Annotated in this window: 17 protein-coding genes; 11 read left to right on the top strand and 6 right to left on the bottom strand. The window is 63.2% G+C overall.

Annotated features, from left to right (window positions below):
• Window positions 1–161 precede the first annotated feature (161 nt).
• Window positions 162–740 (bottom strand): hypothetical protein, encoded by a 579-nt coding sequence (locus tag K1X12_RS03590; protein ID WP_220986264.1) that lies wholly within the window; start codon window positions 738–740, stop codon window positions 162–164.
• A gap of 129 nt (window positions 741–869) precedes the next feature.
• Between K1X12_RS03590 and K1X12_RS03585 the strand changes: the two genes are divergently transcribed.
• From K1X12_RS03585 to K1X12_RS03575, 3 genes are all read left to right on the top strand, one after another.
• Window positions 870–2,009 carry an AGE family epimerase/isomerase gene (locus K1X12_RS03585; RefSeq protein ID WP_220986263.1) on the top strand — a complete coding sequence of 380 codons (1,140 nt, stop codon included), beginning with the start codon at window positions 870–872 and terminating at the stop codon, window positions 2,007–2,009.
• An 82-nt stretch (window positions 2,010–2,091) separates the two neighbouring features.
• The gene (gene gpmA / locus K1X12_RS03580; RefSeq protein ID WP_220986262.1) at window positions 2,092–2,805 is read left to right on the top strand and encodes a 2,3-diphosphoglycerate-dependent phosphoglycerate mutase; all 714 of its coding nucleotides are present in this window, start codon (window positions 2,092–2,094) and stop codon (window positions 2,803–2,805) included.
• Window positions 2,802–3,251, top strand: coding sequence for a bifunctional diaminohydroxyphosphoribosylaminopyrimidine deaminase/5-amino-6-(5-phosphoribosylamino)uracil reductase RibD (locus K1X12_RS03575; RefSeq protein ID WP_369426053.1), 450 nt, complete (start codon window positions 2,802–2,804; stop codon window positions 3,249–3,251). Before gpmA ends, K1X12_RS03575 begins: the two co-directional genes overlap by 4 nt.
• On the opposite strand, the gene K1X12_RS03570 is transcribed toward K1X12_RS03575, so the two are convergent.
• Window positions 3,252–4,301 (bottom strand): glycosyltransferase, encoded by a 1,050-nt coding sequence (locus K1X12_RS03570; RefSeq protein ID WP_220986261.1) that lies wholly within the window; start codon window positions 4,299–4,301, stop codon window positions 3,252–3,254. It lies immediately after the preceding gene.
• A 131-nt stretch (window positions 4,302–4,432) separates the two neighbouring features.
• On the opposite strand from K1X12_RS03570, the gene K1X12_RS03565 reads away from it, so the two are divergent.
• Window positions 4,433–5,458: a glutathione S-transferase family protein gene (locus tag K1X12_RS03565; RefSeq protein ID WP_220986260.1), complete on the top strand. Its 1,026-nt coding sequence runs from the start codon at window positions 4,433–4,435 to the stop codon at window positions 5,456–5,458.
• A gap of 59 nt (window positions 5,459–5,517) precedes the next feature.
• Here K1X12_RS03565 and K1X12_RS03560 read toward each other — a convergent pair whose 3' ends face one another.
• The gene (locus K1X12_RS03560) at window positions 5,518–6,003 is read right to left on the bottom strand and encodes an Hsp20 family protein (RefSeq protein WP_220986259.1); all 486 of its coding nucleotides are present in this window, start codon (window positions 6,001–6,003) and stop codon (window positions 5,518–5,520) included.
• A 176-nt stretch (window positions 6,004–6,179) separates the two neighbouring features.
• Between K1X12_RS03560 and K1X12_RS03555 the strand changes: the two genes are divergently transcribed.
• The 6 genes from K1X12_RS03555 to ppa all read left to right on the top strand — a co-directional run bounded on the left by K1X12_RS03555 (window position 6,180) and on the right by ppa (window position 10,522).
• Complete coding sequence (locus K1X12_RS03555) at window positions 6,180–7,076, top strand: class I SAM-dependent methyltransferase (protein ID WP_225907858.1); 897 nt, start codon at window positions 6,180–6,182, stop codon at window positions 7,074–7,076.
• Between the two features lie 450 nt (window positions 7,077–7,526).
• Window positions 7,527–8,150, top strand: coding sequence for a TetR/AcrR family transcriptional regulator (locus tag K1X12_RS03550; protein ID WP_220986258.1), 624 nt, complete (start codon window positions 7,527–7,529; stop codon window positions 8,148–8,150).
• A complete protein-coding gene (locus tag K1X12_RS03545; RefSeq protein WP_220986257.1) occupies window positions 8,143–8,751 on the top strand; it encodes a dihydrofolate reductase family protein in 609 nt (202 codons plus the stop codon). The genes K1X12_RS03550 and K1X12_RS03545 overlap by 8 nt, the downstream gene beginning before the upstream one ends.
• Window positions 8,748–9,221, top strand: coding sequence for an SRPBCC family protein (locus K1X12_RS03540; RefSeq protein ID WP_220986256.1), 474 nt, complete (start codon window positions 8,748–8,750; stop codon window positions 9,219–9,221). Before K1X12_RS03545 ends, K1X12_RS03540 begins: the two co-directional genes overlap by 4 nt.
• A 30-nt stretch (window positions 9,222–9,251) precedes the next feature.
• Window positions 9,252–9,863: a TIGR02466 family protein gene (locus tag K1X12_RS03535; RefSeq protein WP_220986255.1), complete on the top strand. Its 612-nt coding sequence runs from the start codon at window positions 9,252–9,254 to the stop codon at window positions 9,861–9,863.
• A 122-nt stretch (window positions 9,864–9,985) separates the two neighbouring features.
• Entirely contained in the window at window positions 9,986–10,522 is a 537-nt protein-coding gene (gene ppa, locus K1X12_RS03530) for an inorganic diphosphatase (protein WP_220986254.1), read from the top strand.
• A gap of 74 nt (window positions 10,523–10,596) precedes the next feature.
• On the opposite strand, the gene K1X12_RS03525 is transcribed toward ppa, so the two are convergent.
• Complete coding sequence (locus tag K1X12_RS03525; RefSeq protein ID WP_220986253.1) at window positions 10,597–11,220, bottom strand: carbonic anhydrase; 624 nt, start codon at window positions 11,218–11,220, stop codon at window positions 10,597–10,599.
• Window positions 11,221–11,375: 155 nt separating this feature from the next.
• On the opposite strand from K1X12_RS03525, the gene K1X12_RS03520 reads away from it, so the two are divergent.
• Window positions 11,376–11,984, top strand: coding sequence for a TetR/AcrR family transcriptional regulator (locus K1X12_RS03520; protein WP_220986252.1), 609 nt, complete (start codon window positions 11,376–11,378; stop codon window positions 11,982–11,984).
• 23 nt (window positions 11,985–12,007) lie between these two features.
• On the opposite strand, the gene rcdA is transcribed toward K1X12_RS03520, so the two are convergent.
• Window positions 12,008–12,556, bottom strand: a complete 549-nt coding sequence (rcdA, locus tag K1X12_RS03515; protein ID WP_220986251.1) for a protease adaptor protein RcdA — start codon at window positions 12,554–12,556, stop codon at window positions 12,008–12,010.
• A gap of 67 nt (window positions 12,557–12,623) precedes the next feature.
• The gene (locus K1X12_RS03510) at window positions 12,624–12,809 is read right to left on the bottom strand and encodes a DUF1192 domain-containing protein (RefSeq protein ID WP_220986250.1); all 186 of its coding nucleotides are present in this window, start codon (window positions 12,807–12,809) and stop codon (window positions 12,624–12,626) included.
• Window positions 12,810–12,846 lie beyond the last annotated feature (37 nt).

Raw genomic sequence — 12,846 nt, 5'->3', positions numbered from 1 at the left:
GGCCAAAATAAGGGCGCTCAGCGACACGATAAGTGGACGCATGGGAACTCCGGTAGCAGGTTTGCAGGTCCGCTGCGCTGGTCATCCAATGACCGCGCGGCGCGGCGGTGGTCCCTGAATAATCATCGTTGCTCGATATGGCAAACCCGAAACCGGCGGGCTCAGGGCAAGCGCTGCAGAACGATCCGCTCGATTACCAATGCGCGGGATTTATCCGGCACGACTGGGCGGATGCCGAGAACGTCGACCCCCTGCTCCCCCTGAATGAGCGGCACATCATAATCGAAACTGACATCGGAGAAGCCGGGCTGAAGCGGCATCACCTGCCAACCGGATTCGCCGACACGGCCCGCTGAATAGTTCACCTCGATATCTTCTGCGCCGCGTACATCTGCCGGGCGGGCGCGCACCGTGACACGTGCCTTACGACCGGAGAACTGGGTTTCGATATCAGCCGCGAGGCGAAAATGCGGGCCCAGCTCCGGCGCAGCAGAAAGCGCATCAGCAGCAGCCTCAATATAGAGATAGTAGTTCCCGCCTTCGCGGATGAGCTGCGCACGCGCGTCGCCGCCCGCAATGACCTTGTTGAGATATGGCCCCTCGATAACGATCCGATCGTAATTCATGCCATCGCCAGCCACAGCGCCGGTTGGCAGGCGACCGACGCCCGGCTGGATCGCCAGAAGCACCATCGCGGCCGCAAGAAGCGCGGCGAGGGGGAAGAAAAGTTTGTCGCGCATCGGCGCTACATCTCTCCTGCAAAGCCCCAGCATGGGGCGCTGGCCAATTTCCAAGGCTCCTGTTAGCAGGAGGAACACCGTTGTGGCGAGCCAATTGCAGCGGTGAAATCAGGGAGAAGGCAAGGACTTATGTCGGTTGCGGCACTTCAACGGCGCGCCAGGGAAGCGCGGGGCTGGCTGTTCGACAGCTGTTTTCCGCTGTGGGCGGACCATGGGGTGAATCAGGCTGGCCTGTTTCCTGAAGCCCTGACCCTGTCGCTGGACGACAAACCCGGAGACACGACCCGCGTGCGCGTTCAGGCGCGCCAGACTTATGTGTTCACCGAAGCCTGGCGGATGGGCTGGAAACGCGACACCGCCGCCAAGCTCGTCAATGCCGGGATCGCGACCCTGGCCGGACCCGCGCTGAACAGCGAGGGCCTGCCGGGCCGCGCGCTGAGCCTTGAGGGCACGGGCCTGACAGACACCACCTTCGATCTTTACGACACGGCTTTTGCGCTGTTTGCCCTTGCAGAAGCCGCGCGCGGGCCGGGCCCTGCGGACGCCGCGATTGCGGCCGCACGCAGCATTCTCACCAATCTCGACCGGCTGGCGCGTGACCCTCATGGCGGCTATGCCGAGGCCCTGCCCCGCGCCGACGAGCGCGAACAGAACCCGCACATGCATCTGCTGGAAGCCTGCCTCTCGCTGCATGGCGCAGATCCTGATGGCGGGCACCTGCGCCGCGCGGGCGAGCTGTTCGAACTGTTCGAGACCAAGCTGACGGCGGGCGATGGCGGCCTTCTGGGCGAAGTGTTTGCGCCGGACTGGGCGATGCTGCCCGGTGATCCTTCGCGGATTGTGGAACCTGGCCACCAGCTGGAATGGGTGTGGCTGCTGCATGAATGGGCCAAAGCTGCCGGGCAACCGGTGCCCGAGGCGGCACAGCGCCTTTACACCTATTCCCTCTCCACGCTGGACGTTGAGGGGCGCGTGATCCTCAAGGCAGCGCGCGGGGGCGCGCCGATTGATGCCTCGCGGCGCACCTGGGGGCAGGCTGAAGCGCTGAAAGCGCATCTGGCAATGTATGAAATCCGGCGCGAAGAGCGCTTTGCCGCCGCCGCCTGCCGCAGCTTCGACATCCTGATGGATGAGCATTTGACCGAAGATGGCGGCTGGATGGAGCATATCGGCCCCAACGGCGCGCCCCTTTCCACCTTCACGCCGGCATCAACCGGCTATCACGTGGTTCTGGCCTTTGCAGAGCTGATGCGCGTGATGAGCGCTTGAATTTCCCCGGATTTGCAGGGAAGAGAACGGCGGACCCAGCCTGCCCGCAGGGGCGGCACATAGACATCAATCGAGGAATGCCATGACAAAGCTCGTCCTGATCCGGCACGGCCAGTCGGCCTGGAACCTGGAAAATCGCTTCACCGGATGGTGGGATGCGGACCTGACCGAGAAAGGCGAAGCCGAAGCCCGCAAGGCCGGCCAGATGATCGCCGCCCTCGACGCCGATTTCCGCGCCGGCTTCACCAGCGTTCAGACCCGCGCCATCCGCACGCTCTGGCTGGCACTGACAGAAATGAAGCGTGTGTGGCTGCCGATTGAAAAAGACTGGCACCTGAACGAGCGCCACTATGGCGGCCTGACCGGCCTCGACAAGGCAGAGACTGCCGCCAAGCATGGCGAAGACCAGGTGCATGTGTGGCGCCGCAGCTATGATATTCCGCCCCCGCCGCTGGAAGTTGGCAGCACCTATGACCTGTCCACCGATCCGCGCTATCGCGGCATCGATATTCCGAACACGGAAAGCCTGAAAACGACACTCGACCGCGTGCTGCCCTATTGGGAACAGCGCATTGCGCCCGAACTGCTGGCCGGAAAGGACACGCTGATCGCCGCGCATGGCAATTCGCTGCGCGCGCTGGTGAAGCACTTGTTCAAGGTGCCTGATGAGTCGATCACGGGCGTCGAGATCCCGACGGGCAATCCGCTGCTGATCGAACTCGACGCAAACCTGAAACCAGTTTCGGTGCGTTATCTCGACGACAGCCGCGCCCAGCCGCTGCCTGCGCTGCCGTGAGCCAGCGCCGCGACCGCCGGATGATGGGGCGGGCCTTTGCGCTCGCCCGTCTCAATCAGGGCCTCACAGGCCAGAACCCATCCGTAGGCTGTATCCTGCTGGATGCAGACGGCCATATCGTTGGCGCGGGCGTGACTGGCACAGGCGGCAGGCCGCATGCCGAAGAGATTGCGCTGGAGGAAGCGGGCACCCGCGCAAAAGGCGGGACAGCCTATGTGACGCTGGAGCCTTGCCGCGAGCGCTCATCGGGCGCGCCGTCCTGCGCGAACAAGCTGGTGACGGCGGGAATTGCCCGCGTCGTGGTGGCGATTGAAGACCCCCACCCCACCGCACGCGACGGGCTTCGCATCCTGCGCGAGGCTGGCATCCGCGTGGAAACCGGCCTTGGCAAACGCCAGGCCGCGCGCCTTTACGGCTGGTTTTTCAGGGCGACCGCTGCTGGCTGATCAGGCCTTGAACGGGCCAGCATGGGCAAGGATGCGCTCGTAGAATGCCTGCGAGTCGCGCTGGAAAGCGGCCTTGTTGAATTGCGCCTCATAGCTTTCGCGCCCGCCGGCAACGATCCGCGCGGCAAGATCCTTGTCGGTGATCACGCGGGAGAGCGCCGTGGCGAGGGCATCAACATCATTCTTCGGAATGAGGAGGCCGTTGATCTCGTTCTTCACATAAGCCGCCGGGCCAACTGCATCAGCCGCCACCAGCGGGCGAGACGCGGCCCAGGCATCGACCGTCACCGTGCCGAAGGGTTCGTAACGGGAAGGAAACGCCACAACATCGCAGGCTTCCAGAAGCGCGCCGCGATCATTCCGCCAGCCGAGGAAGCGCACGCGGTCGTCAAGGCCAAGGCGCGTGCAATGCGCTTTGAGTTCAGCTTCCAGCGGGCCTTCGCCAGCGATCCACACATAGAGGCCGGGCACTTTCGCCGTCGCGTCGAGCAGGGTGTCGAGGCCTTTTTTCTCGTGAAGGCGCGCGAGAGCGAGGGCGACCGGGGCGTCTGCCGGCGTGTTCAGCGCGGCGCGGTCTGCCGGGGCCGAACCGGTGAAATCCGCATACGTATGGATGATGGCGGAGCGATCCTCCGCGACCCCCTGCTCCCGGATATGGCGGAGAAGATCAATCGTCAGGCCGACATGCCATTCGCAATTGGTAAAGCGGGCGAGCTTGTAATAGCCGCCATACCAAGCGATCGAGCGGTTGCGATACGCCTTGGGCGCGAACTGCCCGGCGCGGCCCATCCAGTATTCGATGATGTCGGGCTGGAAGGATTTGATGGCACGGTTGATGACACCGCGTGTGGGAAACGGCCAGGCATTGTTGAAACTGGCGGTATCGACGCCGATGCCAGCATCGCGGAACTGCGAAATCCGGAACTGATTATCGGGCCGCGTGACGACATGCTGGGTGTGCCCTGCTTCGCCGAGGGCAAGCACCGACTCCAGCATGATATTCTCTGCGCCGCCTTCGGCCGCGCCTGCCATGACGTGCATTACCCGCATCTGGTTCTCCCTTGAGGGCGTTATCCTGTTGCAACAGCGCATACCGGGGAACAGCTTCGGCGGCAAACTATGCTTGGCAGCGGGCAGTGTTCTGCCTACAGAGACCCCTTGTTTCCGATGGGACCGACCTGATGGCTGGCTACAGACTCTTCGGCGCCGAGACGTCGCCCTACTCGCTCAAGGTGCGCGCGGCGCTCCGTTTCAAGGGCGCTGAGTTCGAATGGATCTCGCGCTCGGCAGCGAATGAAGCGGAATTCCGCGAGCTGGCGAAGACGCCGACCGTACCGCTGCTCCTCTCGCCCGAGGGTAAGGTGAGCCAGGATTCGACGCAGATGCTGGCAGCGCTTGAGCAGGCATTCCCCGAACCCGCCGCACAGCCCGACGATGCGACGCTGGCGGCGCTGTCGCTGATCCTGGAAGACTATGCCGACGAGTGGCTGAACAAGGCGATGTTCCAGCAGCGCTGGGGCCAGTTGCCGGACCGCGACGCCGCCGCGCTTCGCGCGCTGGTGCAGCTGAACGGCGGCAAGCGCCCGCGCGCTTACAAAGCCGCATCCAAGCAGGTGGGCGACCGGATGGCCGCGCGCCTGCCGCTGGTGGGCGCTGAACATGAGAATGCCGCGACGCTGGAAACCAGCTATCGCCGCTTTGCGCTGCGCCTGAACGCGCACCTGCAGAACCACCTCTTCATTTTCGGCGGTCATCCGTCGGCGGCGGATTTTGCGCTGGCCGCGCAGTTCCAGCAGATGCTGACGGACCCGACACCGGCAGCCTGGCTGGCCGATCGCGCGCCGTTCCTGGTGGCATGGTGCGAGCATATGATCGACCCGCAGGCGGGCGGCCCGTATGCGACGCTGGAAGCGCTGAAGCCGACGCTGCTGGCGCTGTTTGATGGCGAAGCCGCGCGCACCTTCCTGCCCTGGGCGAAAGCCAATGCGGCGAGCGCCTCGCGCCAGAAGAAGCGCTTCTCCGTGACGCTGGACGATGGCCTGTTCGAGCAGGCGACCCAGAGCTATGCCGGGCGCAGCTTCCAGAAATTGCAGGACCGCGTGCGCGCAGCCCTGAAGGAAGCCCCTGCCCTGGCCGAGTTCCTGGCAGAAGCGGGCGCGGCGGAATTCTTTGCCGAGCGCCAGCCGCAAAAAACCCCCGCGGCCTGAACCACGGGGGCTTTCGTTCCGTCGCCTCGCGGCAAACGCACTATACTGGTCTTAAACCATCAGGCTGCGTTGTCTGTGGCGGACTTCTTGCCGATCAGCTTCGGACCCTTGGCAACGGTGCCGTCTCCGATTTCGATCTTGCGGGCTTTCTTTTCTTCCGGAATTTCGCGGATCAGATCGATGCGCAGGACGCCATGCTCGAGGCTCGCCCCGGTCACGATTACGTGATCGGCGAGCTGGAAGCGGCGGATGAAACTGCGCTGCGCGATGCCGCGATGCAGGAAGTTGCGGCCATTGCCGTCTTCGGGTTCGCCTTTCTTGCCGGCGACCGTGAGCAGGCCTTCCTTGGTTTCGATTTCAAGGTCTTCCTGGGTGAAGCCGGCGACCGCGATCTCAATGGCGAAGGCGTTCTCGTCGACTCTCTCGATATTATAAGGGGGATAGCCCTGCGCACCATCCAGACGGGAGGCCTGGTCGATCATGTTGGCCATACGGTCGAAGCCGACCATGGTGCGATAAAGGGGGGTAAGGTCGATATTGCTCATTTGGACAGTCCTCTCAAAAGCAACTGCGGTTGGAGTTTTTCGGAGGGGAAGTGACGACCCAGCCCAAGCGTGGCGCTGGCACTTTTCTCCGGTCCCGGCCCGCCTGGCGGCACCGTGACAAGGAGTATGTGGGTAGCGTAGGAGGGGTATCAAGTACCCTGGGATGGAGACACACCATGAAAAATCTGATGCTCGCGGCCGCCTCGGCCCTGATGCTGGCGGCCTGCTCTGCGCAGGCGCCGGCGACCGATGCCCCCGCCGAAACCGGCACCGAGACCGCCGCCACCGAAGCTGCCCCCGCCGTGACGCTGGCCGATATCGTCAATTCCGATGCCCGCTCCGCCGAAGAAAAAGCCCGCGACCCGTGGCGCCATCCGGCCGAGACGCTGGAATTCTTCGGCATCGAGCCGGGGTATAAAGTGGTCGAGATCTGGCCGGGCGGCGGCTGGTATACCAACATCCTGGCGCCTTGGCTTGCCTCGGGCGGCGGCACGCTGGTGGCCGCCGGCTTCGACATTGCCTCGGTTGAAGACGCCGACCGCCGCGCGCGGATGGAAGAACGCCTCACCGAATTCAAGAACGCCTATGCCGACCCGCGCTTCGGAACGATTGAATATTCAGCGTTTTCGGCCACTTCCGGCCCGCTGACCGAGCCGGGCACCGCCGACGCCGTGCTGACCTTCCGCAACATTCATAACTGGATGTCGGGCGGCTATACCGAGAAGTTCTTCACCGACGCCTTTGCGGCGCTGAAGCCCGGCGGCACGCTGGGCGTGGTGGAGCACCGCCTGCCCTCGACTGCGATGCAGGACCCGACCGCTGCCAGCGGCTATGTGCATGAGGACTATGTGAAGGGCCTGGCCGCCGCTGCCGGTTTCGAGTTCGTGGAAGCCAGCGAAGTGAACGCCAACCCGGCCGACACCGCCGACCATCCCTTCGGCGTGTGGACCCTGCCGCCCAACAGCGCGACCTCCAAGGCAGATGGCACGACCATCGAGGGCTTTGACCCGGAAGCCTACAAGGCCATCGGCGAAAGCGACCGCATGACCCTGAAGTTCAGGAAACCGGAATAAGCGGCCCTTCCCCCTTCCCGATCAAGCCCGCCCGGACCCCCGCGGCGGGCTTTTTCTTTGCGGGGTAAGCGCTGGAAAATAACTCCAACGAAAACTCCAAGGAGAGCGGCAAAAACTCCAACGGGGCACTAAAAAGTTATGCAAACCCGCCCAAAGGCGTGTCGACTCCAAGGACAACTCGTGGGTTCCGGTGAAAGGCCTAGTCACCTCGCAACTCGTAGGTCGGATAGAGGCTGGGAAGCCGAAATCCGACGTGTACGGACGCCGTATTTGGTGATGGCGGATTTCGCTTTGCTCTATCCGCCCTACGGGTTGTGAGCCGGTTTTGCGTTTCAGGTTTCGATTGGCCGGGTTCAATCTCGGGCCTTCGCCTTTGCAGGGGCCTTCTAAAGAAGGCCGCTTGACCATTATACCGACTAGTTGGTATGTTATTCTTCAAGGAGACAGGCCATGGCCCGGAAGGCGAACCCGCAGACGCGGGATAATCTGATGGAAGCCGCCTTTGGGCTGGTGCGCCAGAAGGGGCTTTCCGCGACGAGCGTGGATGAGATCTGCGCGGCGGCGGGCGTTTCGAAAGGCGCGTTCTTCCATCACTTCAAGAGCAAGGAAGAGCTGGCCGCGGCCGCGGCCAATCACTGGACCGCGGTGACTGAAGCCTTCTTCGAGACCGCGCCTTATCATGCGCCGCAAGACCCGCTGGAGCGCCTGCTTGGCTATATCGACCTGCGCCGCGAGATGATGAGCGGGGAGATTGCCGAGTTTACCTGTTTTGTGGGCACGATGGCGCAGGAAGCCTGGGCGACGAGCCCGCCTGTGGCCGCCGCCACCTGGGACAGCATGCGCCGGCATGGCGATAAGCTGGTCCCTGATATTGAAGCGGCGATGGATGCACGCGGGATTTCCGGCGCGTGGAGCGCGCAGAGCCTGGCGCTGCACATTGTGGCGGTGACGCAAGGGGCTTTCATCCTGGCCAAGGCGAGCGGTGACGCCGCCCCGGCGCGCGAGAGCCTGGATCATTTGAAGCGCTATATTCTGGGCCTGTTTGGCGCCTGTGCGGGAGCGGCGAATGCGTAGAATTACCGTGATCGAACATATCACGCTGGACGGCATCATCCAGGCGCCGGGCGGGCCGGATGAAGATGGCGACTACCCGTATGGCGGATGGGCCGCGCCGCATGATGATGACGCGATTGGCGAAGCGATCGTGGCGGCACATGGCGAACGGTTTGACCTTCTGCTGGGGCGGCGGACCTATGATATCTGGGCCGATTATTGGCCGAAGGCCGAGCCCGGGCCGATGGCCGACCAGCTGAACGGCGCGGTAAAATATGTGGCAACGCACCGGCCCGACAGCCTGAGCTGGGGACCGGCAGAAGCACTGGACACGGACATTGTGGCGGGCATTTCACGCCTGAAGGCACAGGACGGGCCGCCGCTGATCGTTTGGGGCAGCTCGACCGTTACGCCGGTATTGCTGGAAAGGGGGCTGGCGGAGGATGTGCTGCTGCTGGTGTTCCCCGTACTGCTGGGCGAGGGCAAACGCTTTTTCTCCGGCGCGGCGCCTTGCGAGCTGAAACTTATCCGGACACAGACCACGGCGGGCGGCGTGATGATCAACCATTACAAACCTGCCGGACCGCTACGGACCGGCACCATCGGAGGAGACCCCACATGACTGTGATATCTGAACCGAAATTCGTGCTGACCCTGGACCGCGTGATGGACGCATCCGTGGAGAAGGTGTGGCGATGCTGGACCACCCCTGCCCTGATGGAGCAATGGTTTTGCCCCAAGCCCTGGTATGTCAGCGATGTGCGGATGGACCTGCGCCCGGGCGGGGAAAGCTTCTGCGTGATGAACGGGCCAGATGGCCAGCGGTTTGAGAATCTCGGCGTGTATCTGGAAGTTGTTCCCATGCAGAAGATCGTGACGACCGATGCCTTCCTGCCGGGATGGGTGCCTTCGAGCCGGGCGTTCATGGTGGCCGAAACGCTGTTTGCGGACGCCGGGAACGGGAAGACAAAATACACCGCCCGCGCGCTGCACTGGAGCGAAGAATCCCTGAAGGAACATGAGGCGATGGGCTTTCATGAAGGCTGGGGCATGGCGGCAGACCAGCTTGAAGCGCTGGCGAAGTCTCTGTAAGGGCGCGGGAACCCATCGGAGGCCCTACCCATGCGCCAGCTGTTTACGACCCGGATCGAGGAAATCGCGATAGGCAGCGCCGACCTGCGCGAGGGGCTGGAGCGGTGCGCCTGGCTGATGGAGGATGAAGACGCAGCGGGAAACGCCTGGTGCGAGGCCGAAGGCTATGACGGCTATACGTCCTACGCCTCTTTGGACGACCTGCCGGAGCGGTTTCCGGAGTTTGCCGAGCTGAAGCGGCATCTCGACAAGGCTGCGGCCGCCTTCGCCAAGGCCCATTACTGGGACATGGAGGGGCTTTCCCTGACGCTGGACGCGATCTGGGTGAATATCCTCGGCGAGGGCGGGCATCATTCCGGGCATATCCACCCCGGCAGCGTGATTTCGGGCACGTTTTACGTGTGCGTTCCGGAAGGGGCCGGGAAGATCAAGTATGAAGACCCGCGCCTGGCGATGATGATGGCCGCCCCGCAACTGACTGACGACGCGCCCGAGGAGGCCCGTCGGTTTGTCTATGTTCAGCCCAAGGAAGGCCATTGCCTGCTCTGGGAAAGCTGGCTGCGGCATGAAGTCATGCCCAGCCGCACGGAAGAGGCGCGCATCTCGGTAAGCTTCAATTACGGCCTGAAACGCAAAGGCTGAGCGGGACATCTGCCTGCGACCAAGGGCTATGTTAACGATGCGGGCCTTGACCTGAGGCGTCTGGCAGTTCATCGGAGCGCCGAACTTTCCTGCCCTCCCACAGAGAAGGACGCGCTCGTCTCATGGACCTCTCAAAAATTTCCGCCGGCCAGAATCCGCCCGATGATATCAACGTCCTGATCGAGGTTCCGCTCGGCGGCGACGCCATCAAATACGAGATCGACAAGGCCTCTGGCGCGATGTTCGTGGACCGCTTTCTCTACACCGAGATGCGCTATCCCTGTAACTATGGCTTCGTGCCCCACACGCTGAGCCTCGATGGCGACCCGGTGGACGTGATGGTGGTGGGCAACCGCCCGCTGGTGCCCGGCTCGGTCCTGCGCGCGCGCCCGATTGGCGTGCTGCTGATGACGGACGACAAGGGCCCGGACGAGAAGATCCTCGCTGTGCCCCACCCGAAACTGACGGCCTATTACGACAAGATCTCCACCTATCACGACCTGCCGCAGACGCTTTGCGACAAGATCCAGCACTTCTTCGAGCACTATAAAGACCTCGAAAAAGGCAAATGGACCCGCATCGACGGCTGGCAGGGCATTGAAAAGGCGCGCGAACTGATCCGCGAAGCCGTCCTGCGCGAGCAACAGAACGCGAAGTAAACCTCTGTCGCCAGACAGAAAAACGGCCCGGAGGGACATCCTTCCGGGCCGTTTTCTTTTGAGTTTCAATTGCCTTACGGGGCGACGATCTCGAAGCGTTTGGTGCGCGCATTGCGCCAGTGAAGCTCGCCATGCTTGATGGCGAACCAGGCGCCGTGCAGCTCCAGCGTGCCGGCTTCGACCTTTTCGCGCACGAAGGGGAAGGTCATCAGGTTTGCCAGCGAGGTTTCGATGCCTTCGAGTTCCAGCGCAAATTGCGGGTTCACCGGCTGGCTTTCCAGCACGCGCTCCCGCGCCTCATCGAGCAGTTTGACCCAGGGGGCAACGAATTCGCCGATCAGCGGACTGTCATTCTTGGTGAGGGAGGCCGAAACGCCGCCGCAACCGCCATGTCCCATGACCACGATGATCTTCACTTTGAGGATGTTGACCGCAAACTCCAGCGCGGCGGAAACCCCGTGCAGGCCGCCATTGGGCTGGTAAGGCGGCACGAGGTTGGCCACGTTGCGCACGACGAACATCTGTCCCGGCGCGGCGTTGAAAATGTCGGAGGGTTCGGCGCGGCTGTCGGCACAGCCGATGAGCATGATGTCCGGGTCCTGCCCTTCCCCCAGCTGCCGATAGAGTTCAACCTGCTCGGCATACATGCCGGACCGGAAGCGCCGGTAGCCCTCGATCATCTGGTCGATCGTTTTCATCCCGTTCTCCAAGCTGTTCTGCGGGGCGAATTAAGCCAATTTTGCTGCGCTGCAAGCGAATTTGAAACGATTATACCGTTAACACGGAACGGCCCGTCTCGCCGATGCACCGATTCCCGGTTATTCAGAGACAAGACATCGTGGAGAAACTGGATATGTCGACGCCGACCGAAACCCCGAGCCCGCCTTCAGGCTCCCGCAAGGGGCCGACGCGCAGCGAGGCATCGAAAGCGGCTATCCTTGAGGCTGCGCGGGACGAAATGGCCGAAAATGGCTGGCGCGGTTTCAGTGTCGACTCCGTGGCCAAACGCGCGAGCGCTTCCAAACAGACGATCTATCGCTGGTGGCCCTCGATCGGCGCGATGTGTGTCGACGCCGCGCTCGCCCTCGTGCCGGACGCGCCCGATGGCGGCCGCGACCCGCAGGAGCGGATTACCGCGCTGATCATTCCCATCGAGGCAGCCGCCCGCACCGGGCATGGCCATGCCGTGCTGCGCGTGGCGTTGCTGGCAGCGGCCGATGACAAGGAAGCCGGTGAAGTCTGGCGCGCCTGGGTGGGCCGCGATATTCGCCAGCCCCTGCGCATGCTGCTGGCCGAACTGGCGGCAAAGCGCGTGATCCGGCGTGATTTCGAGCTGGACGATGTGATGGAGCAGCTTCTCGGCCCCCTCTTCCACCGGCTGACGATCTCCCGCGCGCCGATCAAGGAAGGCTTCTGCGCCGAGCAGGCAACCGCCTTCCTGCGCACCTACGCCCAGTTCTGAGAAACACCCTCGAGGGCCGGGCGTTATTTCGCCCGGCGCCACACCATGAGGGGATCGAAAGCGCCGGCCTCGGCGGCTTTCTGGAGCGCGGCCATCTGTTCGGAGACAGGATTTGACGCCGCGCTTGGCCGGGCGGGCTGATAAAGCGCTTCATCAAGACGGCAGACCTGTTCGAACAGGGCTTCAGCGCGCCCGACCAGTTCCAGGAAACGTGGCGGCAGGGTCTTGCCTTCATCGGTCGAAGGATCGAGCGCAGGTTCATCCCGGCGGATACGGTATTTGCGGGCGCCGGCATCTTCGCGGCGCATATCCCCGTCACGCACGGCTTTCTGCATGACGAGCCAGGACGCAGCCTGCATCAGGCGCGTCGTCAGCTCCATGCTCCAGGCAGAATAGGTGAGGCTGGCTTCGCGGGAGAGCCCGCGGGACTGATCCCGGCCCGGCCCATCGAGATAAGCGGCGGTTTCCTCAACCAGCGCCATGCCGCGCGTGAATACGGTGTCGAACAGCTTGCCGCCGGTGAAGGGTTCCAGAGCCGGGGGCTGCGGGGGAACCAGGTCTCGCTCTGCCATCACACCTCTCCACGTCCAATCGCGGCATATATCCTGCCATCTTACCGCCGAAGCCCTTTAGGGCCGCTTAACCACCACCACCAAAAAGCGCGTCAGCGGCGCGTTTCTGGGCTTTCTTCTTCTCGATTTCCACCTGACAGGCAGTAATTTCGGCTTTCAGAAGCTCGATCCGGGCTTCCAGCTCATCGACGGACATCTGGTCCAGAGTCTGCGCCTTGCGCACCAGGACGGGTTCTTCGTCATTGATCGCCATGGGCTTGTTCTCCTGTCTCGCTGGTTTCATCAAAGCA

It is taken from the genome of Hyphomonas sediminis (assembly GCF_019679475.1).
Classification (GTDB): domain Bacteria; phylum Pseudomonadota; class Alphaproteobacteria; order Caulobacterales; family Hyphomonadaceae; genus Hyphomonas; species Hyphomonas sediminis.
The sequence above is the reverse complement of the archived record's forward strand: the minus strand, read 5'-3'. Positions and strand labels throughout refer to the sequence as shown.

What these genes read in the sequence shown, in the direction of transcription:
- K1X12_RS03570 (WP_220986261.1), bottom strand. Translation starts at nt 4,301, where the DNA reads ATGCGGGTAATGCACGTCATGGCAGGCGCGGCCGAAGGCGGCGCAGAG.
- K1X12_RS03520 (WP_220986252.1), top strand. Translation starts at nt 11,376, where the DNA reads ATGTCGACGCCGACCGAAACCCCGAGCCCGCCTTCAGGCTCCCGCAAG.
- K1X12_RS03540 (WP_220986256.1), top strand. Translation starts at nt 8,748, where the DNA reads ATGACTGTGATATCTGAACCGAAATTCGTGCTGACCCTGGACCGCGTG.
- K1X12_RS03560 (WP_220986259.1), bottom strand. Translation starts at nt 6,003, where the DNA reads ATGAGCAATATCGACCTTACCCCCCTTTATCGCACCATGGTCGGCTTC.
- K1X12_RS03525 (WP_220986253.1), bottom strand. Translation starts at nt 11,220, where the DNA reads ATGAAAACGATCGACCAGATGATCGAGGGCTACCGGCGCTTCCGGTCC.
- gpmA (WP_220986262.1), top strand. Translation starts at nt 2,092, where the DNA reads ATGACAAAGCTCGTCCTGATCCGGCACGGCCAGTCGGCCTGGAACCTG.
- K1X12_RS03510 (WP_220986250.1), bottom strand. Translation starts at nt 12,809, where the DNA reads ATGGCGATCAATGACGAAGAACCCGTCCTGGTGCGCAAGGCGCAGACT.
- K1X12_RS03555 (WP_225907858.1), top strand. Translation starts at nt 6,180, where the DNA reads ATGAAAAATCTGATGCTCGCGGCCGCCTCGGCCCTGATGCTGGCGGCC.
- K1X12_RS03565 (WP_220986260.1), top strand. Translation starts at nt 4,433, where the DNA reads ATGGCTGGCTACAGACTCTTCGGCGCCGAGACGTCGCCCTACTCGCTC.
- ppa (WP_220986254.1), top strand. Translation starts at nt 9,986, where the DNA reads ATGGACCTCTCAAAAATTTCCGCCGGCCAGAATCCGCCCGATGATATC.
- K1X12_RS03550 (WP_220986258.1), top strand. Translation starts at nt 7,527, where the DNA reads ATGGCCCGGAAGGCGAACCCGCAGACGCGGGATAATCTGATGGAAGCC.
- K1X12_RS03545 (WP_220986257.1), top strand. Translation starts at nt 8,143, where the DNA reads ATGCGTAGAATTACCGTGATCGAACATATCACGCTGGACGGCATCATC.
- K1X12_RS03535 (WP_220986255.1), top strand. Translation starts at nt 9,252, where the DNA reads ATGCGCCAGCTGTTTACGACCCGGATCGAGGAAATCGCGATAGGCAGC.
- K1X12_RS03590 (WP_220986264.1), bottom strand. Translation starts at nt 740, where the DNA reads ATGCGCGACAAACTTTTCTTCCCCCTCGCCGCGCTTCTTGCGGCCGCG.
- rcdA (WP_220986251.1), bottom strand. Translation starts at nt 12,556, where the DNA reads ATGGCAGAGCGAGACCTGGTTCCCCCGCAGCCCCCGGCTCTGGAACCC.
- K1X12_RS03585 (WP_220986263.1), top strand. Translation starts at nt 870, where the DNA reads ATGTCGGTTGCGGCACTTCAACGGCGCGCCAGGGAAGCGCGGGGCTGG.